The sequence below is a fragment of the Mesorhizobium sp. BR1-1-6 genome, assembly GCF_020165355.1.
GTDB lineage: Bacteria > Pseudomonadota > Alphaproteobacteria > Rhizobiales > Rhizobiaceae > Mesorhizobium.
The window spans coordinates 528184-551223 of sequence record NZ_JAIUHZ010000001.1 but is presented as its reverse complement, the minus strand read 5'-3'; the positions used below and the strand labels follow the sequence as shown (position 1 = coordinate 551223).

The following is a 23040-nucleotide window of genomic DNA, read 5'->3' as shown; positions in this document are numbered from 1 at the left end:
CTCCTGCCGCAAACCGCGTAAAAGCCCGCTTCGAACGGGATCGTTTTTCGATGCGCGGCCTTTTGATGGCTCTTCTTGCATTCGATGCCCCCAGCCGCAATGAGCATCATTGCGCCGGGCGTTTCGGCGCGTCCCCCCGTTCCAGCAAAGTAACGGCCAAAACCACCACCAAAACGGTGTGATTCCCTTGGCCTGACCACCCTCTCCCGGGTTCGGCCCGGGGGACGGAACCCGCACCTGGCCGGCGGGTTTTCTCCAACAACCAAGCGGAGAGGGATAGGAGATCTTTATGAGTTTCAAGGTTGCGGTAGTTGGCGCCACGGGCAATGTGGGCCGCGAAATGCTCAACATACTGGAAGAGCGCGGTTTTCCGGTCAGCGAAGTGGTGGCGCTTGCCTCGCGCCGCAGCCAGGGCACGGAAGTGTCGTTCGGCGACCGCACGCTGAAGGTCCGCGCACTCGACACCTACGACTTTTCCGACACCGACATCTGCATCATGTCGGCCGGCGGCAATGTCTCGAAGGAATGGTCACCCAAGATCGGCAAGCAGGGCTGCGTCGTCATCGACAATTCCTCGGCCTTCCGCTACGACGCCGACGTGCCGCTGATCGTCCCGGAAGTGAACCCGGATGCGATCTCGCTGTTCACCCGCAAGAACATCATCGCCAACCCGAACTGCTCGACGGCGCAGCTCGTCGTGGCGCTGAAGCCGCTGCATGACGCGGCCACCATCAAGCGCATCGTCGTGGCCACCTACCAGTCGGTGTCGGGCGCCGGCAAGGAAGGCATGGACGAGCTGTTCACGCAGACCCGCGCCGTGTTCGTCGCCGACCAGGTCGACGTCAAGAAGTTCACCAAGCGCATCGCCTTCAACGTGATCCCGCATATCGACGTTTTCCTCGATGACGGCTTCACCAAGGAAGAGTGGAAGATGGTCGCCGAGACCAAGAAGATGCTCGATCCCAAGATCAAGCTGACGGCGACCTGCGTGCGCGTGCCGGTGTTCATCGGCCATTCAGAAGCGGTCAACATCGAGTTCGAAAAGCCGATCACCGCCGACGAGGCGCGTGACATCCTGCGCGAGGCGCCGGGCTGTCAGGTCTTGGACAAGCGCGAGGACGGCGGCTACATCACGCCGCTGGAATCGGCCGGCGAGGACGCCACCTTCATCTCGCGCATCCGCGAGGATTCGACCATCGACAACGGCCTGTCGATGTGGATCGTTTCCGACAATCTGCGCAAGGGCGCCGCCCTCAACGCGGTGCAGATCGCCGAGCTGCTGGTCGAGCGCGGCCTGATCCAGCCGAAGAAGAAGGCGGCCTGACGGCTGTTTGGCTTTCGCTCGCGGGCCGCACCGCCGCTTACGCGGCTGGCCCTCCGCGAGGCGCCGGACGACCGGCGGCCCGCAGTCGCGGGCTCGGCCTTCGGCCGTTAGCTCACCTTCCCCCCGTCCTTATACGGGGAGAAGGTGCCGGCAGGCGGATGAGGGGGGCGCTGGCCTATGTCCGATTTTCCGCCGCCAGTTCCCGCAGCAACCTCATCGCTTCCTCTGCCCGGTCGGCCGGCACGAACAGATGGTCGTGATAGAAAGCGGAAACGGGATTGACGCCCATGCCGGCGGCGGCGAGGCGTGCGGTGATGGCGGCGAGGAAGCCGACGGCTTCCAGCGACGAATGGATGTTCAGCGTTATCATGCGGCAGCGGAAAACGGCTTCCAGTCCGGCTGCCTGCGCCTCGTCTTCGAGCAGAATCAGTGTCGTGCCTTCGCGTTCGCGAAACAGCATGACCGCTTCGAGTCCTTCCGGAACCGATACACCCGCCGGCAGCGTGGCGAAGACATGGATGCCGGCAATCAATTGCGGCGTCATCGACGCCAGCAATGTCTTCAGATCTGTCTCTCCGGCCATATTGCCTGCTCTTGGTCTGAGGGGCCACGCCCGCCGGCTCTTCATATACGCGACCGAAGCGGGCCGATAGCCACGCCGGCGCGCTGCACGGACAACCCGGCGAGAGAACTGCGCTGCGACGTGAGAACATCAACGATTTCAAATGCTTGCCAGAGATCGGCATGGCCTTGGCAGGCGCGGCGAAGCACCGGCCTTCAATGTCTAGGGATCAAATCGGCCGCCTGGGAGTTAGGAACATGGCGGCGAGGACGGCGATCCCCGTGAGAGAGGAACGACAATGAAGAAAATCATGACCATTCTGGTGCTGACGGCAGCGCTTGGCGCCTGTTCGCAGACGGAAAAAGGCGCGGCCGTCGGCGGCCTGGGCGGAGCAGCGGTCGGCGCGGCGGTGGCGGGCGATCCCGTCCAGGGCGCCGTGGTCGGCGGCGCGGTCGGTGCCGTAGCCGGCGCGCTGATCGGGCGGGCCAGCGAACCGGGCCGCTGCCGTTATCGCGACAGCCGCGGCCACGTCTATGTCGATCGCTGCCCGAGCGGCTATTGAGCGGCAGCATCCGCCCAATGAATTCGAAATAGAAAACGGCGGGCTAAGGGCCCGCCGTTCGAAAAAGACAATCGGTGATCGATTACTCGGCCGTGGCAGGCTCCGCCTCGGCCGGCGCGGCCGCAGCCGCCGCGACGGCGGCAGCGGCGTCGTCCTGCGCCTTCTTCAGAAGCGCGGCGCGCTCCTGTGCCTTCTTGCCGGGCTCGGCCTTTTTCGGATTGGAACGGGCGTCGCGCTTGGCGAGGCCGGCCTCATCGAGGAAGCGCAGCACGCGGTCGGTCGGCTGGGCGCCGTGCGACAGCCAGTGCTTGACGCGCTCGGCGTCAACCTTGACGCGCTCGCCGTCCTTCGGCAGCAGCGGGTTCCACGAGCCGAGCGACTCGATGAAACGGCCGTCGCGCGGCGAGCGCGCGTCGGCGACGACGACGTGGTAGTAGGGACGCTTCTTCGAGCCAGCGCGGGCCAGTCTGATCTTCAGTGCCATTTCTTATCTCCTAAAAGCTCTGATTTCGTTGGTGGGGTTGCGGCTAAACCTTTGTCTTCAGCCGGTTTTCGTCACGCCGTTGGCAGCGGCGATCTGTTCGTGGTGGCGGATCACTTCGCGGACGACGAAATTGAGAAATTTCTCCGCGAAATCCGGATCGAGATGCGCATCGTCCGCCAGCTGGCGAAGACGGGCGATCTGCTGCTGTTCGCGCGCCGGGTCGGCCGGCGGCAAGCCATGCTCGGCCTTGAGCAGGCCGACCGCCTTGGTGCAGCGGAAGCGCTCGGCCAGCATGTGGATGAGGGCGGCATCGATGTTGTCGATCGAAGCACGGTAGCCGGCCAGGATGGTGCGGGCGTCCGCCATGTCCTTTTCCTCGTTCATCGCGTCCTCACTTCTTCTTGCCGAGGCCAGGCAGGCCACCGCCGCCGAGACCGGGAAGCCCGGGAAGCTTCATGCCGCCGGGCAAGCCGGGCAGGCCACCGCCGCCGGTAAGGCCGCTGGGCAGGCCCTTCATGCCGGCGGCCTGCGCCTGCTTCTGCAAGGCTTCGAGCTGCTTGGGATCCATCTTGGAGAGGTCAGGCATGCCGCCCATGCCACCGGGCATCATGCCGCCGAGGCCCATTTTGGAGGCGAGCCCGCCCATCATGCCGCGCATCAGGCCGCCGCCTTTGCCCTTGCCGCCCATCGCCTTCATCATGTCGGCCATGCCGCGATGCATCTTCAAGAGCTTGTTGATCTCGGCCGCGTCGGTGCCGGAGCCGGCGGCGATGCGCTTCTTGCGCGAGTGCTTGAGAATGTCGGGGTTGGCGCGCTCGGCCTTGGTCATCGAGGAGATGATGGCGAGCTGGCGGCCGAACATCTTGTCGTCGAGACCGGCGGCGGCCATCTGGTCCTTCATCTTGCCCATGCCGGGCATCATGCCCATGATGCCGCCCATGCCGCCCATTTTCGACATCTGCTGAAGCTGCTGGGCGAGGTCGTTCAGGTCGAACTTGCCCGACTGCATCTTTTTGGCCATCGCCGCCGCCTGCTCGGCGTCGATGTTCTCGGCGGCTTTTTCGACAAGCGAAACGATGTCGCCCATGCCCAGGATGCGGTCGGCGATACGCTTGGGGTGGAATTCCTCCAGCCCGTCCATCTTCTCGCCGGTGCCGATCAGCTTGATCGGCTTGCCGGTGACGGCGCGCATCGACAGCGCGGCGCCGCCACGGCCGTCGCCGTCCATGCGGGTCAGTACCAGCCCGGTGATGCCGACGCGCTCGTCGAAGCTCTTGGCGAGGTTGACGGCGTCCTGGCCGGTCAAGGAGTCGGCGACCAGCAGGATCTCGTGCGGGCCCGACACCTTCTTGATGTCGGCCATCTCGACCATCAGCGGCTCGTCGATATGGGTGCGGCCGGCAGTGTCGAGGATGACCACGTCGTGACCGCCGAGCCTGGCCGCTTGCACGGCGCGTTTGGCGATATCGACCGGGTTCTGGCCGGCCACGACAGGCAGCGTCGCCACCTTGACCTGCTCGCCGAGCTGGCGCAACTGCTCCTGCGCGGCGGGGCGCCGCGTGTCGAGCGAGGCCATCAGGACCTTCTTGTTCTGACGCTCGGTGAGCCGCTTGGCGATCTTGGCCGAGGTCGTCGTCTTGCCGGAACCCTGCAGGCCGACCATCATGACGACGACGGGCGCCGGTGCGTTGAGGTCGACGGCGACGCCTTCGGCGCCGAGCATGTCGACCAGCTCGTCATGCACGATCTTGACTACCATCTGGCCGGGCTTGATCGACTTCAGCACCGCCGCGCCGACCGCCTTCTCGCGCACCTTGTCCGTGAAGGAGCGCACCACTTCCAGCGCCACGTCGGCCTCGAGCAGCGCACGGCGCACCTCGCGGAGTGCCGCCGAGACATCCGCCTCCGACAGCGCGCCGCGGCCTGTCAGGCCGTTCAGGATGGAGCCAAGGCGCTCCTGAAGTGATTCAAACATTCTGTTTCCTTTTCCCTGGCAACCGGATGGTGCCCGAGAGGTAATGCGTTCGCGCCAAGTGTCCAAGTCTCGTGGCAAGCAAAAGCCAAAACCAAAAAGCACCCGGGGGCGCACAGCGCTGCCGGGTGTTGGCCTCCAGAATCTGTTTACAGCACTTGGCCTCAAAGAGGCTTCGGCGTCCTGGTCGGCTTGCTCGGAGGGATACTCGTCGCGGAATTCGGGGCTGTAGACAGGAAAACGGCCGCGGAGTCAAGACAAGGACCGTTCCGCCGGTCTCCCTGCGCAGCAATCAAGTCGCCTTCGTTGCGTCTGCAGGTTCGGCCGAGACGCTCAGCGGCGAGCGCGGATGCAAAAGCAGCAGTATCGTCAGCAGGCTGCAGGCGATGCCGATCGTGGCGATGAGGACCGCATCCGACGTCGCCCAGCCCGGCCCTTCGAGTGGTCTGGCGGTAAACAGGGCGAAGGAATTGTAGCTCTCCTGATGCGAGATCAGCAGGAAGCCGGTCAGATTGTTGCCGAGATGGGCGCCAAGGGCCGCGCCGAGGTTGCCGGTGGCATAGACGACAAGTGTCAAAAGCAGTGCAAAAGCGGCGATCGAGACCAGCACGCAGGCATTGATGGCGGCCGAGGCGCTCGCGCTCCAGTGCAGCGAGGTGAACAGCAGGCCCGGCAGCAGCGCCCAGACGAACGGGCTCCTGAACCGGTAGGCAAGACCGCGCAGCAGGTAGCCTCGGAACAGTACCTCTTCCGATGATGTCTGCAGAAAAGTGAGCGCGAGGATCGGGATCAGGAACAGCAGCCAGGACGACAGGGCAATCGAGCCGCGCGCGATCTCGGGCTGCATCAGGTAGAGCAGGACCTCGGACACGAGCGAAGTGACCAACACCGCGACCAGCCCCTTGACGAAGCCCGAGCGCGAAATGCGACGGCTGTTGCCGAGGAGCGCCGACAGCTTCTCGCCATGCACCCAGCGCATGGCGATCCACAAGCCGATCCAGATGCCGGCGAAAGACGCGAGCGCGGTGAGAATGCCGACTGGCGACGCAAGGAAACCCTGCATGCCGCCGGCGGGCGCAGCCGCGCCTTGCGCTGTCCGCCAGGCGAAAAAGGCATAGGTGCCGCCCAGCAGCACGACCCCCGTCGACGCGGCCCAGAACAGGACGACGATCCCGGTCCCGAGAAGCAGGCGCGGCAGGGTCGTCTTTTCGTTGGCTGTGTTTCGATAGTGCTCGAAGGCGGCAGGGTCCGATATCACGCTCTCTCGCAAGCTGGTGCTTCGCGTCGCATGATCTATGGGATCGGGCGGTTCTGCGCAATCATTCCTGTTCGATACGCCCCGCCAGCCTTCGGCGCATTCGCGCCGCCCTCGCCTGCCTGCCGGCAGGCGAAAGGCATGCTCCGATGATTAACCCCGTGTCCTATCCGCCTCAACGCACCACATACACGATGCGCCGCGTCTGCGGGTCGATCAGCGCCGGCTGGCCGTTCACATAGACGTAGCGGTAATCGTAATCGGGGATCTCGCGCAGTTCGACACTCTCGGGCAAAACGGCCCCGGTGACCACCTCGCCCTCAAGATAGACAGGGTCGACGCGATGCGTGTCGACATAGGTCCTGACTTCGGCGGGAGGCTGCGGGATGGCGTCCTCGACCGGTTCGCCGGCGATGATCGAGCCGGTGTAGTCGGTGGAATAGCCCTCGGGCGGCGACACGACGGCGACGCTGGAGCCGAGCGGACGTCGCGTCAACACGACCCGGTTGCCGCCGAAATCAGCCGTCACATAGTCCGAATAGACCCAGCCCTGGCCACCGGCTTCGGCGATGGTGCACCATTTGCTGTTTTCGATACAGCCATTGAGCGTCGCCGACTGGCCGGCGGCGAGCACGCCGATGACAGGATATTGCGGGCCCGGGCCAGCGCGGACATTGAGATCGGTGATCGCGGAGACGGGGGTGTCGGCCATGGCGGCGCCCGAGAAGAGCGCGAGCATTCCGGCGACCGCGGGAAACAATACGGATTTCATGGTTTCTCTCCGTTTCATGGTCCCTCGGCAGCGAAAACGGGAGAGCGGCGCATGCGTTCCAGCTAAAATGTTGAAGCCAACTCACGATTTGTTCCCGTTTCTTGCGGCAGGCCGGTCAGAAGGTCGTGAACGAAGGCCAGTTTGCGCGCCGCGACATCCGAGATGACGAAGGGGTAAAGGTCGGGCAGACCCATGCAGCGATTGATGGAATTGGAGGCTTCCGACAGCACCAGCCAGCGCGACAGGATCTTTTCGAACGGTTCGGGAGCGGGTGTCGGTTCGGACGGCGCTGGTTGCAGCATGCCCCCGGTGTCGCCCTGGGGCAATTCGTTGGCTTCCACCGTCTCCAGCCGGCCGAGCGGGAAGTTCAGCGCATGGACCATTTCCAGCGTGTCGGTGATGTGCAAATGGTGGGCCCAGCTTTCGGCCCAATCCTCCCAGGGATGGGAGGTGGCATAGGGCGAGATGTGGCGTTGCTGCCAGTCGGGTGGGGCACCATTGGCATAGTGGTTCTTCAATGCCTGCTCGTAGCCGGTGCGCTCGTCGCCGAACAGCGCGCGGAAGGCGTCAAGCCTTTGCGGATCGTCGCGGATCAGCCGGTCCCAGTAGTAGTGGCCGAGTTCGTGGCGGAAATGGCCGAGCAAGGTGCGATAATTCTCGCCCATTTCAACGCGCCGCCTTTCGCGCTCGGCGGAGTCGGCTTCGGCGACGTTGAGGGTGATCAGGCCATTGTCGTGGCCGGTCAGGATGCGCTCGCCGCCCGGGCCGCCGCCGATCGGATCGGCAAGGAAGTCGAAGGCAAGGCCGGCCTCGTCGGCGGGGTTCCGCTTGGGCGTCACCGGCAGTCCGAAAGCCAGCAGCGAATAGACCGCGCGCTTCTTCGCCGCCTCGACGCGTATCCAGCGGCGGCGGTTGCCGTCGACGGAGAGGTCCGGGATCAGCTGGTTGAGCGCGCAGGCGCGGCAGAAGGGCTGTCCCGGCTCGGCCATCCAGTTGCAGGCGCATTCGTCGGCGTTGGCGCATGGGGAGCCGCCGTCGGCACCGGACAGGGCAAAGCAGGCGCGCTGCGGATCATAGAGCACGGCACTGGAGCAGTTCAGGCACCGGGCGTTCTCGAAATAGAGACGATGGCCGCAATGAGGACAGTCGAAGAGTTTCATCTCGGTCTCGGACCAGGGAACAGGGGAAGGCGCGTCGTGCAAAACGCCGGCCGACAGACGTCGTTCCCGACTGTGACGTCATTGAGCAACATGGCGCAAGGATCGTCAGGCCATGGGTGGTTCTTGCCACAATATTTGCTTGATCGTAGGCAAATTCCCTTCCATTGGCCAGCTTGCGCGCGCGACAGTGACAAGTGCGCGTTTCACTGGCAAATTCCGGCCGGGACGTGATTCAGGCAACCAGGAGAGAACAACATGGCATTTCTTGCCAAAGGTAAGATGTTTGCAGCGGCCACTGTGGTGGCGATGCTTGCGCTGGCGACGGGCGCACAGGCGGCGGCCAGCTGTGGCAAGACCGGAGCCGGCTTCGATGCCTGGAAGCAGGACTTCGCAGCGGAGGCCAGGGCCGAGGGCGTGGGTTCGAGAGGACTGGCCGCCCTGGCCGGCGCGACCTACGCGACCAGGACCATTTCCGCGGACCGCGCCATCCACAAGGCTTTCAGCGGCTCGGTGGAAGCCTTCATGAAGCGCCGCGGCGGGGCGGCGATCATTTCCAGGGGCCGGGCGCTGAAGAAATCGAATGCGGCGCTGTTCGACAAGATCGAACGGACCTACGGCGTCTCGCCGGGCGTGCTGCTTGCCATCTGGGGCATGGAGACGGGCTTCGGCGCCTCCATGGGCAACCAGAACACGGTGTCCGCCATTTTGACGCTTGCCTATGACTGCCGCCGTCCGGATTACTTTCAGCCGCATGCCATTGCGGCGCTGAAGCTGGTCGATCGCGGAACGTTGACCGCCTCGTCGGTCGGGGCCATGCATGGCGAGATCGGCCACACGCAGTTCCTGCCCGGAAATGTCCTGAAATATGGGGTGGGCAGCGGAAACCTGCGCGACAAGAGCACCGCGCTGGCATCCACGGCCAACTTCCTCAAGGCGCACGGTTGGCAGGCCGGCGCGAGTGCTCAGTCGAATATGGGTGCAATTGCCGGCTGGAACTCGGCGAGTGTCTATCAACAGGCCATCGCCCGTATCGCCACGGCGATCGATGGCGAGTGATCGTTAGGGCAGTTCACCGTTTCACGGAAACGGCGAACCGCTCATGTCTTTGTTTTTGCGCAATTCCCAAGGGAAAGCGCTGCGCGCTTTTCTCGGGAAAACCGTACACACTTTCCTGGAATTGCTTTTCAGCAGAAAGCCCGGCCGCGTTGCCGGGTTTCCTGTTCGCTGACCGGTAGAGCGGTCAGTCCCGGCGGTTGCGCGCCGCCAAGGTCCGCAGCCTCAGCGCATTGAGGCGGATGAAGCCGGCGGCGTCCTTCTGGTCGTAGGCGCCGCGGTCGTCCTCGAAGGTCACCAGCGCGTCGGAATAGAGCGTCTTCTTCGACTTGCGGCCGGTAACGATGACATTGCCCTTGTAGAGCTTCAGACGCACCGTACCTTCGACATCCTCCTGGCTCTTGTCGATCATCGTCTGCAGCATCAGCCGCTCGGGCGCGAACCAGAAGCCGTTGTAGATGAGTTCGGCGTAGCGCGGCATGAACTCGTCCTTGAGGTGGGCAGCTCCCCTGTCGAGCGTGATCGATTCGATGGCTCGGTGGGCAGCGATAAGGATGGTGCCGCCGGGGGTCTCGTAGACGCCGCGCGACTTCATGCCGACGAAGCGGTTCTCGACGAGGTCGAGCCGGCCGATGCCGTTGTCGCGGCCGAGATCGTTGAGGGCGGCGAGCATGGTTGCCGGCGACAGCTTCTTGCCGTCGAGCGCGACCGGATCGCCCTTCAGGAACTCGATCTCGATCTCGGTGACCTTGTCCGGCGCGTCCATGGGCGAGACGGTGCGCTGATGGACGAATTCCGGCGGCTCGCTCCACGGGTCCTCAAGCACCTTGCCCTCGGAAGAGGAATGCAGGAGATTGGCGTCGACCGAGAACGGCGCGTCACCCTTCTTGTCCTTCGGCACCGGAATCTGGTGCTGCTCGGCGAAGTTGATGAGGTCGGTGCGCGACTTGAACGACCAGTCGCGCCAGGGCGCGATGACCTTGATATCGGGATTGAGCGCATAGGCCGAAAGCTCGAAGCGCACCTGGTCATTGCCCTTGCCGGTGGCGCCGTGGGCGATCGCGTCGGCGCCGGTCTCCTTTGCGATCTCGACGAGGTGTTTCGAGATCAGCGGCCGGGCGATCGAGGTGCCGAGCAGATAGGTCCCTTCGTAGACGGCGTTGGCGCGGAACATCGGGAAGACGAAGTCGGCAACGAATTCCTCGCGCACGTCGACGATGCGAATGTCCTTGATGCCCATCATCTCGGCCTTGCGGCGCGCCGGCTCCAATTCGCCGCCTTGGCCGAGGTCGGCGGTGAAGGTGACGACCTCGGCGCCGAGTTCGGTCTGCAGCCATTTCAGGATAATGGATGTGTCGAGGCCGCCGGAATAGGCGAGCACGACCTTCTTGACGTCTTTTGTTTTCGACATTTGCTGTTTCCGCGACAAGAGTTCTCGGCCGGCGAGGTATCACGCCGTTTCCGGTCACTGCAAGGGATGAACGGGGCAAGGCGCGGAGAAACAGGCATCCGGGACAGCTGGATCATTCTTTCCGTCGCACAGCCGCTGGCAACGGCAGTAGCCATTCGTTATAGCAGCGTCTTTAGAGCCAACGGACTGCCCATGTCCTTCATTCCCAACACCGCAACGCTGATCCAGTTCGCCATCGCCACGTTCATCCTGGCGATCACGCCCGGACCGGACATGACGCTGTTCGTCTCGCGCACACTGAGCCAGGGCCGCGCCGCCGGCTTCGCCTCGATGGCGGGGGCGCTGTGCGGCACGCTGATCCACACCACCTTGGTGGTGGTCGGTGTCTCGGCGCTGATCGTCGCCTCGCCGATGGCCTTCTTCGTGCTGAAGATCTTCGGCGCCGGCTATCTCGTCTTCCTGGCCTGGCAGGCGATCACCAAGGGTTCGGCCTTCTCGCCGGAGAAGAAGACGGGCCCGCAAATCTCGCTGTTCCGGAGCTGGATGGTGGGGCTGGGCGTCAACCTGCTCAACCCGAAGATCATCCTGTTCTTCATGACCTTCCTGCCGCAATTCGTCTCCGCGCATGATCCGCACGCGCCGGGAAAGCTGTTCTTCCTCGGCGCCATGTTCGTCGTGCTCTCGACCCCGGTGACGACCCCGATGGTGCTGGCGGCGGAGAAATTCTCGGCGGCGATGAAGGCCAGCCCGCGCGTGACGCGGGTGGTCGACTATCTCTTCGCCGGCGTGTTTTCCGCGTTCGCGCTCAAAATCCTGACTGCCCAGGCGAAGTAGGATTTTGCTGTTCGCTGCTGATCTCTTCCGAACCGGAGGTCAGCAAAGCTCCCTGCTTACGTGGGCGCTCGGTTCGAGGTCAGGGTTCGGCTTTCCACCAGGTTCCGGCCCAGCGCCCGGCGCTGAGCCAATAGAAGATGCCCCCGACCATGCCGCCGCCGATGACGGCGGCCATGGCGCGCGGCTCGGTGACGGCGAATGGCGTGTCGCCCATCTGGTCGGCGAAGCCGACGAAGACGGCGGCGACGATCGCACCGGCCAGCGCATAGAACAGCCAATCGCGCCGGCCGAGAATCTCGGCGATCAGAATCACGAGGGCCGCCGGCATGAAGGCGAAATAGGCGGCAAACAGCGCGACGAAGGGGATCGAGAAATAGAGCGAGGCGGTCGCCGCCGGCTCCGCATGCGCCGGCGTGTAGCCGAGGGAGGCCAGGAACAGGACATTGAGGAACGCGCTGGCCGCCAGCGCGGCGACGGCATAGCCGAACAGGATGACGGCAAGGCGCACGATATAGGCGACGAGACGGGTCATTGCGAATCCCGGCGTAAGGGATGGCCGGACTTGCGCCCGGCCAGAAACCAGTAGACCGAACCGGCGGCAATGCCGGCGGTGGCCAGGAACCCGAGAAAGCCCGGGTTGAAAACAAACCCTCCGGCCGAGCCCGGGACAAGAACCCCGAATGCGATGGACGTGATCGCGCCCGTGGCCGCGAAGTAGAACCAGCCCCGAAGCGACAAGCGTTCGGCCATGAAGATCGCGGGGCCGACGATCAACAGCGCGCAGACCGCCACCGTCGCTACCGCGAGCGGGAAGGAAACCAGCCAGTCGAATGCGAAAACGATGGACCAGTTGCCATATTCGAGCCCTTCCAGAAGAGCGATCAGCAGCACAGGCACCAGGATCGAGGTCAGCACGGCGGCGATATAGCCGACTGCTATGAAGACGAAGCGCTTGAGCCCGGCGACGAGACGCCTCACGCCTCGCCGTGCCCCGCGATCATCATGGCTTCCAGCGCCAGCCGGTCGACTTTGCGCATGCGCTCCGATTCCGATTTGAGCTGGCCGCAGGCGGCGAGGATGTCGCGGCCGCGCGGCGTGCGGATCGGCGAGGCATAGCCGGCGTTATTTATGTAGTCGGCGAATTTCTCGATCGTCTCCCAGTCCGAGCACTGGTAGTTGGTGCCGGGCCAGGGGTTGAACGGGATCAGGTTGATCTTGGCCGGAATGCCCCTGAGCAGCTTGACCAGCGCCTTGGCGTCGTCGAGGGAATCGTTGACGTCCTTCAGCATCACATATTCGAAGGTGATGCGCCTGGCGTTCGACAGGCCGGGATAGGCGCGGCAGGCGGCGATCAGCTCCTTGAGCGGATATTTCTTGTTGATCGGCACCAGAAGGTCGCGCAGATCGTCATTGGTGGCGTGCAGCGAGATGGCGAGCATGACGCCGATCTCCTCGCCGGTGCGGAAAATCTCCGGCACCACGCCTGAGGTCGACAGGGTAGTGCGGCGCTTCGACAGCGAAAGGCCGTCGCCGTCGGAAGCAATCAGCAGCGCCTTCTTGACCGCCTCGAAATTGTAGAGCGGCTCGCCCATACCCATCATGACGATGTTGGACACTTTGCGGCCCTCGGCCGGCACGATGGCGCCGTCGGGCGTGTCGCGGTCGGGGAAATCGCCGAGCCGGTCGCGCGCGGTGAGCAACTGGGCGAGGATTTCCTCGGCAGTCAGGTTGCGCACCAGCTTCTGCGTGCCCGTGTGGCAGAAGGAGCAGGTCAGCGTGCAGCCGACCTGCGAGGAGATGCAGAGCGTGCCGCGGCCTTCCTCGGGGATGTAGACGGTCTCGATCTCGACCGGGCGGCCGGCGCCGCGCGGCGGGAAGCGGAACAGCCATTTGCGCGTGCCGTCGGCGGAGACCTGCTCCTCGACGATCTCGGGCCGCGCCACGGTGAAATGCTTGTCGAGTTCGGCGCGAAGATCCTTGGAGATGTTGAACATGCCGGCGAAATCGGAGACGCCGCGCACATACATCCAGTGCCAGAGCTGCTGTGCACGCATTTTTGCCTGGCGCTCCGGCACGATGCCGGACGCGACGAGCGCCTCGCCCAGTTCGGCGCGCGTCAGGCCGATCAGCGACGGCTTTTCCGGCTGTATCGCGCGGGCGCGCAACGCGTCGCGGGCGCCTTCGGCGGTGAGGTCGAATGAAAGGGTCATGGTTGCACTGATATAAGCGGTTTGCTGCCGATTTCATCCATCGGCCGGATATGAAGCGCGGCCCATAGCACAGCTTGGCGGCGGAGTCATGCGATGGCGAGGCGATCCGTGTGCCGACCGATTGACAGATGCGCCGGCCGGTCAGACCTGCGGTCCGTGCTTTTCGCCCGAAAACGGATCACTTGATCGTGTTGAAGTAACGGTTCTCACCGCGTGTTCGAACCCTGAATGGGGCAACCATGCCCTGACAAATGGGAGTACGCACGATGAACTCTATCAAGCTCGCCGTCATTGCCGGCTTCGTCGGCCTTTCAGCCTCGCAGGCATTTGCCGAAGACGCGATGGGCACAATGACCATGATGAAGGCAGGGCAAGTCACGGCAATCATGCCGGACGGGCATATGGGCACCATGACGCCGGACGCGAAAATGAGTGCCGAGATGATGAAGATGGCAAAGCCGATCAAGCACTGCATGATGATGATGACCGACGCCAAGGGCAAAGCCTTCATGATCGACACGTCGACCAAGAAGGCTCAGGCGGAATGCGAAAAAATGGCCATGTGAGGCCTGCCGTCGATCGATATTCCCGCCGGCTCGAAGGTCGGCGGGAGCCCATCCGAGCCTTGTTCCCGCAGACCACTCAGCACACGCAGGTCGAGATATCCACCTGTCGGTGTTGAGGGTGTCTCATGATCAATGCGGAGACGACGATCATTGCGCCGAACCGGCATAACTCATGGTTCCTTGTTCATGGTGCCAAACCGCAGCCATGGACTTTTGCTCCACGTCCGTCTTCCATTTCACGTTTGATGCGAACGCTTGATCGAGGCCATGCCTGTGTTAGGGCTGGGGCTCCGTCGAGAGGACACACATGAACGGTACAGTGCGAAAATACCCCTTGCTGCGGCGTTCGCGCGCGATGTGGGGCTCTCGCCGGGTGTGGCAGCCGCGGCTGGTGTTCTGGGCCGGCGCGATCTGCATCGGCGTGATCAGCGTGCTGTTCGCGGTGCTCGCCGACAAGGCGCAGGCGCTGTTCCATGCCATGACCGGCGATGACGGCGGCTGGCGTTTCTATCTGCCGCTGGCGATCACGCCGCTCGGCTTCGTGCTGTGTGCCTGGCTGGCGCAAGCCTTCTTCCCGGGCTCGCAAGGCAGCGGCATTCCGCAGGCGATCGCGGCGCGGCATCTGCGCGACGACGACGACCGTGGCCACATCCTGTCGCTGAAGCTGGTCGCGGGCAAGATCGCGCTCACCCTGGTCGGCCTGTTCTGCGGCGCTTCGATCGGCCGTGAGGGACCGACCGTGCAGGTCGGCGCGTCGTTGATGCTGCAGGCGGCACGCTGGGGCGGCATGGCGCAGGCGCGCGGCCTGATCCTGGCCGGCTCGGCCGCCGGCATCGCGGCCGCCTTCAACACGCCGCTGGCCGGCATCGTCTTCGCCATCGAGGAAATGGGCCGCACCTACGAAGCGCGGACCAACGGGCTGGTGCTGACGGCGGTGATCCTGGCCGGCATCGCCTCGCTCGGCCTGCTTGGCAACTACACCTATTTCGGTGTCTCGAAGGAGACGATCTCGTTTGCCGCCGAGTGGCCGCTTGTGATTGCCTGCGGCGTCATCGGCGGCGGCCTCGGCGCGCTGTTCTCGCTCCTGGCGCTGAAGGCGACGCGCCGGATCCGGCGCTGGAACACGGGGCAGCCCTTGCGGCGCGTCCTGCTGGTCGCCGCCATCTGTGGGCTCGGCGTCGCGGCGATCGGCATCGCCTCGGGCGGCCTGACCTTCGGCACCGGCTACGCGCAGGCGCGCGGCGCCGTTGAAGGCACGCCGCTGCCCTGGTTCTTCTTCGCCGAGAAGTTCCTTGCCGGGCTGCTGTCGATGGTCTCGGGCATTCCGGGCGGCATCTTTGCGCCTTCGCTTTCGGTCGGCGCCGGCATCGGCAGCTCGCTCGGCCTCGTCTTCGGCGCCAGCACGGGTGCGGCCGCGTTGCTCGGCATGGCCGGTTATTTCGCCGGCGTCGTGCAGGCGCCGATGACGGCCTTCGTCATCATCCTGGAGATGACCGGCAATCACGACAATGTCATCGCGCTGATGCTGGCCTCGATGCTGGGCTACGGCACGGCGCGCATGATCTCGCGCGAGCCGCTCTATCATGCGCTGTCGCGCGTCTTCATCGCGGAAGCGATCCGCCGGCGCAGGGCGGAGGCGGCGCCGGAACCAGGTCCGGCGTGAAAAACAAAGGCCGGACCCAGCGGTCCGGCCTCTCTGTTCAAAGCGAAATTTCGACTATTTGCAGTTGGCGATCGACGACAGCGCCGCCGAGATGCCTTTCAGCGAGAAGACGTAGGAGGTGGTGTTGCCGCGGCCGGACTTGGCCTGCACCTTCATGTCGGTGCCGGATTTCATGGCGGCGATCAGCACCGGCTCCTCGGCGGCGTTCTCGACCCAGGCCGACTTGCCGCGCGTGAACATCGAAAACGTCTTCTTGTCGATTGTGACGGTGGCCTTGGAGTTTTCCTGGAAAGTGTAGCCGGCGATGAATTGCGGCTCGTAGGATACCTGCTGGCCGGGCCGCTGGCTGACGAAGAAGAACATGTCGCCATGGTCGAGCGTCGGCGGCTGCTTGTCGGTCGGCACGGTGAGGACATAGCAGACCTTGCCGCCCGATGCCTGGTAGCTGTAGGTGCCCCAGGCATTGTGCTGGCCGATCTTGGTCGCCTGCTGCGCCATCGCCGGCGCTGCGAAGGCCACCAGGACCAGGCTCGAAACTGTAGCAATCAATCCGCGCATCGTTTTTCCCGTATTCCAAATGGTGCGGAGGCGGGCCGCGTGGCGTCCTGCCGTCGCTTCATTTTGATTTAATCTGGGTTACCAAACGGTGAATTACCTCTGAGAAAAGGACGCTCACCCCAGGAAACCGCCGCCGTCTTCGCGCCGCCGCCTTTCAAGCGGCTGGCGCGATGTCCCTTCGGCGACTTGGAGGGCATGAAAGCGGCAAGAGTTTGACTTTTCCACAAGCCCCCTGAACGCTGGTGTCCAGCGCGCGCGAAGGCCGGTTCCAGGGCTCAGCCCTTGTCCGATATGGCGTCCTTGGCGGCCTGCCGGTGCGCCGGCGTGATATGGGCGCTGACGGCGGTGATCGCGGCGGTGAGCACGGCGATATCGTCGGTGAAGCCGAGGCCGAGGATGAAGTCGGGGACCATATCCACCGGCAGGACGAAATAACCGAGTGCCGCCACCAGGATGCCTTTTGCGCGCAGCGGCGTGTTCTTGTCCATGGCGCAGTAATAGGCCGCGACGACATCTTCCATGAACGGGATCTGCCGCGCGGCCTTCTTGGCCGTGCGCCAGAATTTCTCGCGCACCTCGCCCTCACCGCCCAGCCTGTCGCCAAAGCCGAAGAAATCAAAACCGGATTTTTGCGCCATCAATTTCTCCTTGCGGCTCATGCGCTTGCCTGCGCATGGCCGCGGGGCAAAATGTGGTGAAACCCGACGCTTGCTGCAAGAGCTTGGGAGATCGCTGGCCTGAAAATCGGATCAATCTTTACCGTGCTGTCCTGCGGATCAGGTGATGTCGGCCTAGCGGACACTCCACTGGCAGTCGTCCTCCCTTGGAGTTCGGCGGCAAACGCACCTCCCGTCGTCATTCTAGGGCGAAGCAAGGAGCGAAGCGACACGGCGCAGACCCTAGAATCCATGCCGCGACTCAAGAGCGACGCAGCGGTGCTGAATTCTGCTCGACTGCACCCCTTGGTCAACGTCGCGGCATGGATCCTCGGGTCTGCGCGTCCGCTTCGCTCCCGCTCCGCCCGTGGCTGACGAAGCCGGGGTTGCCGCACCTATGAATTACCCTAGCCAACAAAGCGGTCCATTTTCTTCGCCAACTCGATGTCAAGCGCCGTGACTCCGCCGGCATCGTGCGTGTTCAGCGTCACGTCGACGGTTTTGTAGACATTCGACCAGTCGGGATGATGGTCCATCTTCTCGGCCGCAAGCGCGACGCGGGTCATGAAGGCGAAGGCTTCGGAGAAATTCCTGAAGGTGAACGTCCGTTTGATGGAAGCGCCATCCGCAGCCAGCGACCAGCCTTCGAGGTCTGTCAGCGCCGCGACGATGGCTTCCTTGCCAAGTTTCTCTCTCGTCATGTCCGGTTCCTGTGCTATTTCGAAGATGACTTTCACCATAGCGCCGGATCGATGAGCACGAAGCCCATAAAATCCATTCTGTTCGTCTGCCTGGGCAACATCTGCCGCTCGCCGCTGGCGGAAGGCGTGCTTCGTTCCGTGCTGACGGAACGTGGACTGGGCCGGGACATAGTGCTCGATTCGGCCGCAACCAGCGACTGGGAGGCGGGCTCCGCCCCTGATCGGCGTTCGATCGCCATCGCGTCGCGCCACGGCATCGACATATCGGAACTGCGGGCACGCAAGATCGCGCCCGAGGATTTCTCGCGTTTCGACCTGATCTTCGGCATGGACAGGTCGAACGTCGCCGACCTGAAGACGCTGGCGCCCGCCGGCGTGCGCGACCGCATCCACCTGTTCCTGGAATTTGCGCAGGGAAAGGCGCGCGACGTGCCGGATCCCTATCACGACGGCGAGGAAGCCTTCGCCGAGGTCTACCGCATGATCCGCGAAGCGTCGGAGGCGCTGGCGACGCGGCTTGCCGCGCGCGTATCGGCGCCCGACAGCGGCCAGGCTTCCTCGACGATGTAGGGGCCGCCGCCGACCGAATCGCGCGACGACATCAAGACGAACCGGCTGATGCGGAACGGCAATGTCGAAAAATTGCCGCGCGCCGAAAGATATTGGGCGACGTCCAGCGGGCTCGAATTGCGCAGGCGGGCCAGTGTGACATGCGGCATGAACTTGCGCGGATCGGCCGGAATGCCGAGCCGCTGGCAGATGCGCTCGATTTCAGCCTGAAGCGCCGAGAGATCCGGCGAGGCAGAGACCCCGGCCCATACGGCATGCGGTTTCTTCTGGCCGAAAGCGCCGACGCCCGACAGCGTCAGCGGGAAGGAGGGGCGGTGGACGCGGTCGAGCGCGTTGGCGATCTCGTCGGCGACATGGCCTTCGACATCGCCGATGAAGCGCAGCGTCAGATGATAGTTCTCGACGTCGATCCAGCGGGCCCCGGGCAGGCCGCCCCTGAGCAGGGACAGCGAAAGGGCGGCGTCACGCGGAATTTCGAGGGCGGTGAAAAGACGCGGCATGAAGAGCCTCCCTTCCTCGAATCGAACTGTGCCCCCAGCGAATCATCGATAATCAAACGGGGCAAGAGGTTTGTTGGTCACAGGTCTCGTCAAAAAGATTTCCCCAACGGAAAGGGCCTATCCCGTCTCACGATCCTCCCGGCACCGCCGCGATGGCCTTCTCGACCGCAGGCAGGATGCGCTCGACCATCTGGGCGACCCCCTTGGCGTTCGGATGCAAGCCATCCTCAAGCTGCAGGGCGGACCGGCCGGCTACGCCGTCGAGAAAGAACGGGTACAAGGTAACGCCGTATTTTGCGGCCAGTTCCGGAAAGATGGCGTCGAAGGCGTTCTGATAATCGGCGCCGAGATTGGGCGCTGCGCGCATGCCGGCCAGCAGAACGGCGATCTTGCGCTGTTTCAGCTTGGCCAGCATCGTATCCAGGTTCTTGCGGGTGATGTCGGGGGAAACGCCGCGCAGCATGTCGTTGGCGCCGAGTTCGAGGATGACAAGCTGTGTGCCGTCCGGCACCGACCAGTCGAGCCGCGCCAGCCCGCCGCTGGAGGTGTCGCCGGAAACGCCGGCATTGGCGACGGTCACATCCCTGCCCCTGGCGCGCAGCGCCGCCTGCAGCCTGTCGGTAAAACCTTCGTCGGGTCCGAGGCCGAAGCCGGCCATCAGGCTGTCGCCGAAACCGACGATCTTGAAAGGCTCGGCGCGTGCCGACGAAATGGCGCCGCAAATGGCGAGGAAAACGATCAGGCCTGCGGCAATTCTGCGTTGGAAAGACATGCGGCAGGTCCCATATGACAGAGAATTCTTCCGGCGACGGCCCGGCAGGCGAAGCCCTCATCTCCATATAGGACGCTTTCATTTTGACAGAAGCCGTCATCGAGCTGAAAGACGTATCGCTGACATTGGGCGAAGGCGCCTCGTCCGTCCATGTGCTGAAGGGCGTCAGCCTCGATGTGGCGCGCGGCGAGGCGACCGGCATCGTCGGGCCGTCGGGGTCGGGCAAGTCGACGCTGCTCATGGTTCTCGCCGGTCTGGAAAGGGTCGATTCGGGCACGGTACGAATCGCCGGCGAGCTGCTCAACGGCAAGAGCGAGGATCAGATCGCATCGTTTCGGGGACGAAACATCGGCATCGTGTTCCAGTCCTTCCATCTCATCCCCAATATGACGGCGCTCGAAAATGTCGCCGTGCCGCTGGAGCTGGCCGGCCATGCCGATCCGTTCTCGGTGGCGGAACGCGAGCTGGCGGCCATGGGTTTGAGCGACCGCGTCACGCACTATCCCGGCGAACTTTCGGGCGGCGAGCAGCAGCGCGTCGCGATGGCCCGGGCGCTGGCGCCGTCGCCGCGCATCCTCATCGCCGACGAGCCGACCGGCAATCTCGACCAGGCGACCGGCAAGCAGGTCGCCGACCTTTTGTTCGCCAAGGCGGCCGAGCGCGGCATGACGCTGGTGCTGGTCACGCATGATCAGGCGCTCGCGGCGCGCTGTTCGCGCCAGGTCTCCATGCGCTCCGGCAGGATCGAGGCACCGGCGCCGACCAAGGCCATCGCCTGATGTCACCGGCGCGGACGTTGAAGCTCGCCGTCCGCTTCTCCTTGCGCGAGATGCGCGGCGGCCTGTCCGGTTTTCTGATTTTTCTTGCCTGCATCGCGCTCGGCGTCGCGGCGATCGGCGGCGTGAATTCCGTGGCCCGCTCGATCAGTGGCGGCGTTGCCAACCAGGGCCAGACGCTGCTTGGCGGCGATCTGCGCTTCCAGCTTAACCAGCGCGACGCAAGCGAAGCCGAACGCGGCTTCCTCGATGGGCTGGGCACGGTGTCGAGAACCGCCAGCATGCGCTCGATGGCGCGGCTTGCCGACGGCTCCGATCAGGCGCTGGTCGAGGCCAAGGCCGTCGACGAGGCCTATCCGCTTTACGGTGCGCTGGAAACCGAGCCGGCGCTGACGAAGCAGGAACTGTTCGGCGAGCAGTTCGGTGTTTTCGGCGCGGCCGCGCCCGACTTGCTGTTCGAGCGGCTGCATGTGAAGCTCGGCGATCGGCTGAAGCTCGGAACCGCCACCTTCGAACTGCGCGCCAGGCTGGTCACCGAGCCCGATGCCGTGTCCGAAGGTTTCGGTTTCGCGCCGCGCCTGATGATCTCGACCGAGGGCCTGGTCGCGACAGGGCTGGTTCAGCCGGGCAGCCTCGTCGAGAATTCCTACAAGATCCGGCTGGCCCTCGACGCCGACGAGGCGCGGCTCAAGGCCATCCAGGACAAGGCTGCCAAGGATTTCCCGGAGTCCGGCTGGTCAATCCGCACGCGCAGCAATGCGGCCCCGGCGCTCTCTTCCAACATCGAACGCTTTTCGCAATTCCTGACTTTGGTCGGGCTGACGGCGCTGGTGGTCGGCGGCGTCGGCGTCGCCAACGCGGTGCGCGCCTATCTCGACGGCAAGCGCGGCGTCATCGCCACCTTCAAGAGCCTGGGCGCATCGGGCGGCTTCGTCTTTGCCGTTTACCTCGTGCAGATCCTGATGATCGCGGCCCTCGGCATCGCCGCCGGTCTGGTGCTCGGTGCGCTGATGCCCTTCGCCGCGAGCGCCGCGCTTCAGTCCGTCATTCCGGTGCCGGCGCAAGGCGGCTTTTATCCCGGCGCGCTCGGCATGGCGGCGCTGTTCGGATTGCTGGTGACGCTGGCCTTCGCGCTGCTGCCGCTCGGTCGCGCCCGCGATGTGCCGGCGACCGCGCTGTTCCGCGAGATGGGACTGGAAGGCCGCGGTTTTCCACGCGCTATCTATGTCGTTTCGGCGCTCGGCATCGCAGTGCTTCTTGCAGCGCTCGCCATCCTGTTTTCGGGCGACCAGCGCATCGCTTCGATCTTCGTCGGGGCCACCATCTTCGCCTTCCTGGTGCTGCGCCTGGTCGGTGCGCTGGTGCAATGGGCGGCAAGGAAGAGCCCGCGCGTGCGCTTCGTGGCGCTCAGGCTCGCCGTCGGCAACATCCATCGGCCAGGCGCGCTGACGCCGTCGGTGGTGCTGTCGCTGGGGCTTGGCCTGACGCTGCTGGTGACGCTGGCGCTGATCGACGGCAATCTGCGGCGGCAGATCTCCGGCAGCCTGCCTGAGCGGGCGCCGAACTTCTTCTTCGTCGATATCCAGAGCAGCGATGTCGACGGCTTCTCCAGTCTGATCAGCAAGGAGGCCCCGCAGGGGACGCTGGCCAAGGTGCCGATGCTGCGCGGCCGGGTGATGGCGCTCAACGGCGTCGCCGTCGACAAGGTCAAGGTGCCGGCGGAGGGCGCCTGGGTGCTGCGCGGCGACCGCGGCCTGACTTATGAGGCCAAGCAGCCGGACAACGCGACGCTGACCGAGGGGAACTGGTGGCCGGCCGATTATACCGGCGAGCCGCTCGTCTCGTTTTCCGACAAGGAAGGCAAGGAAATCGGGCTGAAGCTCGGCGATACCGTCACCGTCAACGTGCTCGGCCGCAATGTCACGGCCAGGATCGCCAATTTCCGCCAGGTCGAATGGGAGACGATGGGCATCAACTTCGTCATGGTGTTCTCGCCCAACACATTTGCCGGCGCGCCGCATGGCTGGGTGGCGACGCTGACCGAAAAGAGCGCCACCGCGGCTGATGACGCCCGCATCCTCAATGCCGTCACCCGCGCCTTCCCGGCAGTCACTACGGTCCGCGTCAAGGACGCGCTCGACATCGTCAACCGTCTGGTCGGACAGCTCGGCGCGGCGATCAGGGCGGCGGCCGGCGTGGCACTGATCGCGTCGGTGCTTGTGCTGGCCGGCGCACTCGCCGCCGGCAACCGGGCGCGCATCCATGACGCGGTGGTGCTGAAGACGCTCGGTGCGACGCGGCTGACGCTGATATCGGCCTTCTCGCTCGAATACATGCTGATCGGCCTCGCCACGGCGGTCTTCGCGCTCGCCGCCGGCAGTGCCGCCGCATGGTTCGTCGTCGCCCGCATCATGACATTGCCGTCGCATTTCATGCCGGAAGTGGCGGTGGCGACCATTCTCTTTGCGCTGGTCATCACCGTCGGCATCGGTCTCGCCGGCACCTGGCGGGTGCTCGGCCACAAGGCAGCGCCCGTGCTGCGAAACCTCTGAGTCCGCATCGGTTCCACCCCGCCGACGGCCGGCATTTGGTTAAATCGACGTAATGTTTCGCGGCCAAAGGGCTGGAAAACCGCGCCATGCGTGCCTCACGAAGCATTACACCCGGTTACGGTCTTGT

25 protein-coding genes are annotated in these 23040 nt (G+C 64.4%); 9 read left to right on the top strand and 16 right to left on the bottom strand.

Annotated features, from left to right (window positions below):
* Positions 1 to 289: 289 nt before the first annotated feature.
* Positions 290 to 1324, top strand: coding sequence for an aspartate-semialdehyde dehydrogenase (locus LB545_RS02750; protein ID WP_140550592.1), 1035 nt, complete (start codon positions 290 to 292; stop codon positions 1322 to 1324).
* Positions 1325 to 1499: 175 nt separating this feature from the next.
* On the opposite strand, the gene LB545_RS02745 is transcribed toward LB545_RS02750, so the two are convergent.
* Positions 1500 to 1907 (bottom strand): ACT domain-containing protein, encoded by a 408-nt coding sequence (locus LB545_RS02745; protein ID WP_224704378.1) that lies wholly within the window; start codon positions 1905 to 1907, stop codon positions 1500 to 1502.
* 277 nt (positions 1908 to 2184) lie between these two features.
* Between LB545_RS02745 and LB545_RS02740 the strand changes: the two genes are divergently transcribed.
* Positions 2185 to 2448, top strand: coding sequence for a YMGG-like glycine zipper-containing protein (locus LB545_RS02740; RefSeq protein ID WP_140492153.1), 264 nt, complete (start codon positions 2185 to 2187; stop codon positions 2446 to 2448).
* Positions 2449 to 2530: 82 nt separating this feature from the next.
* Here LB545_RS02740 and rpsP read toward each other — a convergent pair whose 3' ends face one another.
* The 6 genes from rpsP to LB545_RS02710 all read right to left on the bottom strand — a co-directional run bounded on the left by rpsP (position 2531) and on the right by LB545_RS02710 (position 8091).
* Positions 2531 to 2932, bottom strand: a complete 402-nt coding sequence (rpsP, locus tag LB545_RS02735; protein WP_140492156.1) for a 30S ribosomal protein S16 — start codon at positions 2930 to 2932, stop codon at positions 2531 to 2533.
* Positions 2933 to 2989: 57 nt separating this feature from the next.
* Positions 2990 to 3316 (bottom strand): chorismate mutase, encoded by a 327-nt coding sequence (locus tag LB545_RS02730; RefSeq protein ID WP_140492160.1) that lies wholly within the window; start codon positions 3314 to 3316, stop codon positions 2990 to 2992.
* A gap of 7 nt (positions 3317 to 3323) precedes the next feature.
* Entirely contained in the window at positions 3324 to 4907 is a 1584-nt protein-coding gene (ffh, locus tag LB545_RS02725; RefSeq protein WP_140625367.1) for a signal recognition particle protein, read from the bottom strand.
* A gap of 289 nt (positions 4908 to 5196) precedes the next feature.
* On the bottom strand, positions 5197 to 6162 hold the full coding sequence (locus LB545_RS02720) for a CPBP family intramembrane glutamic endopeptidase (RefSeq protein WP_224704377.1): 966 nt from the start codon (positions 6160 to 6162) through the stop codon (positions 5197 to 5199).
* Between the two features lie 172 nt (positions 6163 to 6334).
* Positions 6335 to 6931 (bottom strand): DUF1236 domain-containing protein, encoded by a 597-nt coding sequence (locus LB545_RS02715; RefSeq protein ID WP_140492169.1) that lies wholly within the window; start codon positions 6929 to 6931, stop codon positions 6335 to 6337.
* Positions 6932 to 6993: 62 nt separating this feature from the next.
* Entirely contained in the window at positions 6994 to 8091 is a 1098-nt protein-coding gene (locus LB545_RS02710) for a putative zinc-binding metallopeptidase (protein ID WP_140492172.1), read from the bottom strand.
* 255 nt (positions 8092 to 8346) lie between these two features.
* Between LB545_RS02710 and LB545_RS02705 the strand changes: the two genes are divergently transcribed.
* Positions 8347 to 9147 carry a lytic transglycosylase domain-containing protein gene (locus LB545_RS02705; protein ID WP_140514033.1) on the top strand — a complete coding sequence of 267 codons (801 nt, stop codon included), beginning with the start codon at positions 8347 to 8349 and terminating at the stop codon, positions 9145 to 9147.
* 184 nt (positions 9148 to 9331) lie between these two features.
* Here the strand turns inward: LB545_RS02705 and LB545_RS02700 are convergent, their stop codons facing one another.
* The gene (locus tag LB545_RS02700) at positions 9332 to 10555 is read right to left on the bottom strand and encodes an argininosuccinate synthase (RefSeq protein ID WP_140492178.1); all 1224 of its coding nucleotides are present in this window, start codon (positions 10553 to 10555) and stop codon (positions 9332 to 9334) included.
* A 192-nt stretch (positions 10556 to 10747) separates the two neighbouring features.
* Between LB545_RS02700 and LB545_RS02695 the strand changes: the two genes are divergently transcribed.
* Positions 10748 to 11389 carry a LysE family translocator gene (locus LB545_RS02695; protein WP_140728696.1) on the top strand — a complete coding sequence of 214 codons (642 nt, stop codon included), beginning with the start codon at positions 10748 to 10750 and terminating at the stop codon, positions 11387 to 11389.
* A gap of 79 nt (positions 11390 to 11468) precedes the next feature.
* On the opposite strand, the gene LB545_RS02690 is transcribed toward LB545_RS02695, so the two are convergent.
* The 3 genes from LB545_RS02690 to rlmN are packed head-to-tail and all read right to left on the bottom strand — an operon-like array spanning position 11469 to position 13599.
* A complete protein-coding gene (locus LB545_RS02690; protein ID WP_140580217.1) occupies positions 11469 to 11921 on the bottom strand; it encodes a hypothetical protein in 453 nt (150 codons plus the stop codon).
* Positions 11918 to 12367 (bottom strand): hypothetical protein, encoded by a 450-nt coding sequence (locus LB545_RS02685; RefSeq protein WP_140580216.1) that lies wholly within the window; start codon positions 12365 to 12367, stop codon positions 11918 to 11920. The genes LB545_RS02690 and LB545_RS02685 overlap by 4 nt, the downstream gene beginning before the upstream one ends.
* The gene (gene rlmN / locus LB545_RS02680; protein ID WP_224704376.1) at positions 12364 to 13599 is read right to left on the bottom strand and encodes a 23S rRNA (adenine(2503)-C(2))-methyltransferase RlmN; all 1236 of its coding nucleotides are present in this window, start codon (positions 13597 to 13599) and stop codon (positions 12364 to 12366) included. Before rlmN ends, LB545_RS02685 begins: the two co-directional genes overlap by 4 nt.
* Before the next feature lie 266 nt (positions 13600 to 13865).
* Here rlmN and LB545_RS02675 point away from each other — a divergent pair, with 266 nt between their 5' ends.
* Positions 13866 to 14165 carry a hypothetical protein gene (locus tag LB545_RS02675; RefSeq protein ID WP_140492193.1) on the top strand — a complete coding sequence of 100 codons (300 nt, stop codon included), beginning with the start codon at positions 13866 to 13868 and terminating at the stop codon, positions 14163 to 14165.
* A gap of 307 nt (positions 14166 to 14472) precedes the next feature.
* Positions 14473 to 15828, top strand: a complete 1356-nt coding sequence (locus LB545_RS02670; protein ID WP_140492196.1) for a chloride channel protein — start codon at positions 14473 to 14475, stop codon at positions 15826 to 15828.
* A gap of 54 nt (positions 15829 to 15882) precedes the next feature.
* On the opposite strand, the gene LB545_RS02665 is transcribed toward LB545_RS02670, so the two are convergent.
* From LB545_RS02665 to LB545_RS02655, 3 genes are all read right to left on the bottom strand, one after another.
* Positions 15883 to 16386 (bottom strand): invasion associated locus B family protein, encoded by a 504-nt coding sequence (locus LB545_RS02665; protein WP_140492199.1) that lies wholly within the window; start codon positions 16384 to 16386, stop codon positions 15883 to 15885.
* Between the two features lie 275 nt (positions 16387 to 16661).
* Positions 16662 to 17024, bottom strand: a complete 363-nt coding sequence (locus LB545_RS02660; RefSeq protein ID WP_140492202.1) for a YkvA family protein — start codon at positions 17022 to 17024, stop codon at positions 16662 to 16664.
* A gap of 425 nt (positions 17025 to 17449) precedes the next feature.
* On the bottom strand, positions 17450 to 17743 hold the full coding sequence (locus LB545_RS02655; protein ID WP_140625370.1) for a 4a-hydroxytetrahydrobiopterin dehydratase: 294 nt from the start codon (positions 17741 to 17743) through the stop codon (positions 17450 to 17452).
* Between the two features lie 51 nt (positions 17744 to 17794).
* Between LB545_RS02655 and LB545_RS02650 the strand changes: the two genes are divergently transcribed.
* Positions 17795 to 18313: a low molecular weight protein-tyrosine-phosphatase gene (locus tag LB545_RS02650; RefSeq protein ID WP_140492208.1), complete on the top strand. Its 519-nt coding sequence runs from the start codon at positions 17795 to 17797 to the stop codon at positions 18311 to 18313.
* On the opposite strand, the gene thpR is transcribed toward LB545_RS02650, so the two are convergent.
* Together thpR and LB545_RS02640 are read right to left on the bottom strand one after the other, a co-directional pair.
* Entirely contained in the window at positions 18217 to 18813 is a 597-nt protein-coding gene (thpR, locus tag LB545_RS02645; RefSeq protein WP_140524588.1) for an RNA 2',3'-cyclic phosphodiesterase, read from the bottom strand. The genes LB545_RS02650 and thpR overlap by 97 nt on opposite strands.
* A gap of 127 nt (positions 18814 to 18940) precedes the next feature.
* On the bottom strand, positions 18941 to 19585 hold the full coding sequence (locus LB545_RS02640; RefSeq protein WP_140897696.1) for an arylesterase: 645 nt from the start codon (positions 19583 to 19585) through the stop codon (positions 18941 to 18943).
* 83 nt (positions 19586 to 19668) lie between these two features.
* Here LB545_RS02640 and LB545_RS02635 point away from each other — a divergent pair, with 83 nt between their 5' ends.
* Positions 19669 to 20364 (top strand): ABC transporter ATP-binding protein, encoded by a 696-nt coding sequence (locus tag LB545_RS02635; protein WP_224704375.1) that lies wholly within the window; start codon positions 19669 to 19671, stop codon positions 20362 to 20364.
* A complete protein-coding gene (locus tag LB545_RS02630) occupies positions 20364 to 22913 on the top strand; it encodes an ABC transporter permease (protein ID WP_224704374.1) in 2550 nt (849 codons plus the stop codon). The genes LB545_RS02635 and LB545_RS02630 overlap by 1 nt, the downstream gene beginning before the upstream one ends.
* Positions 22914 to 23040: the final 127 nt, after the last annotated feature.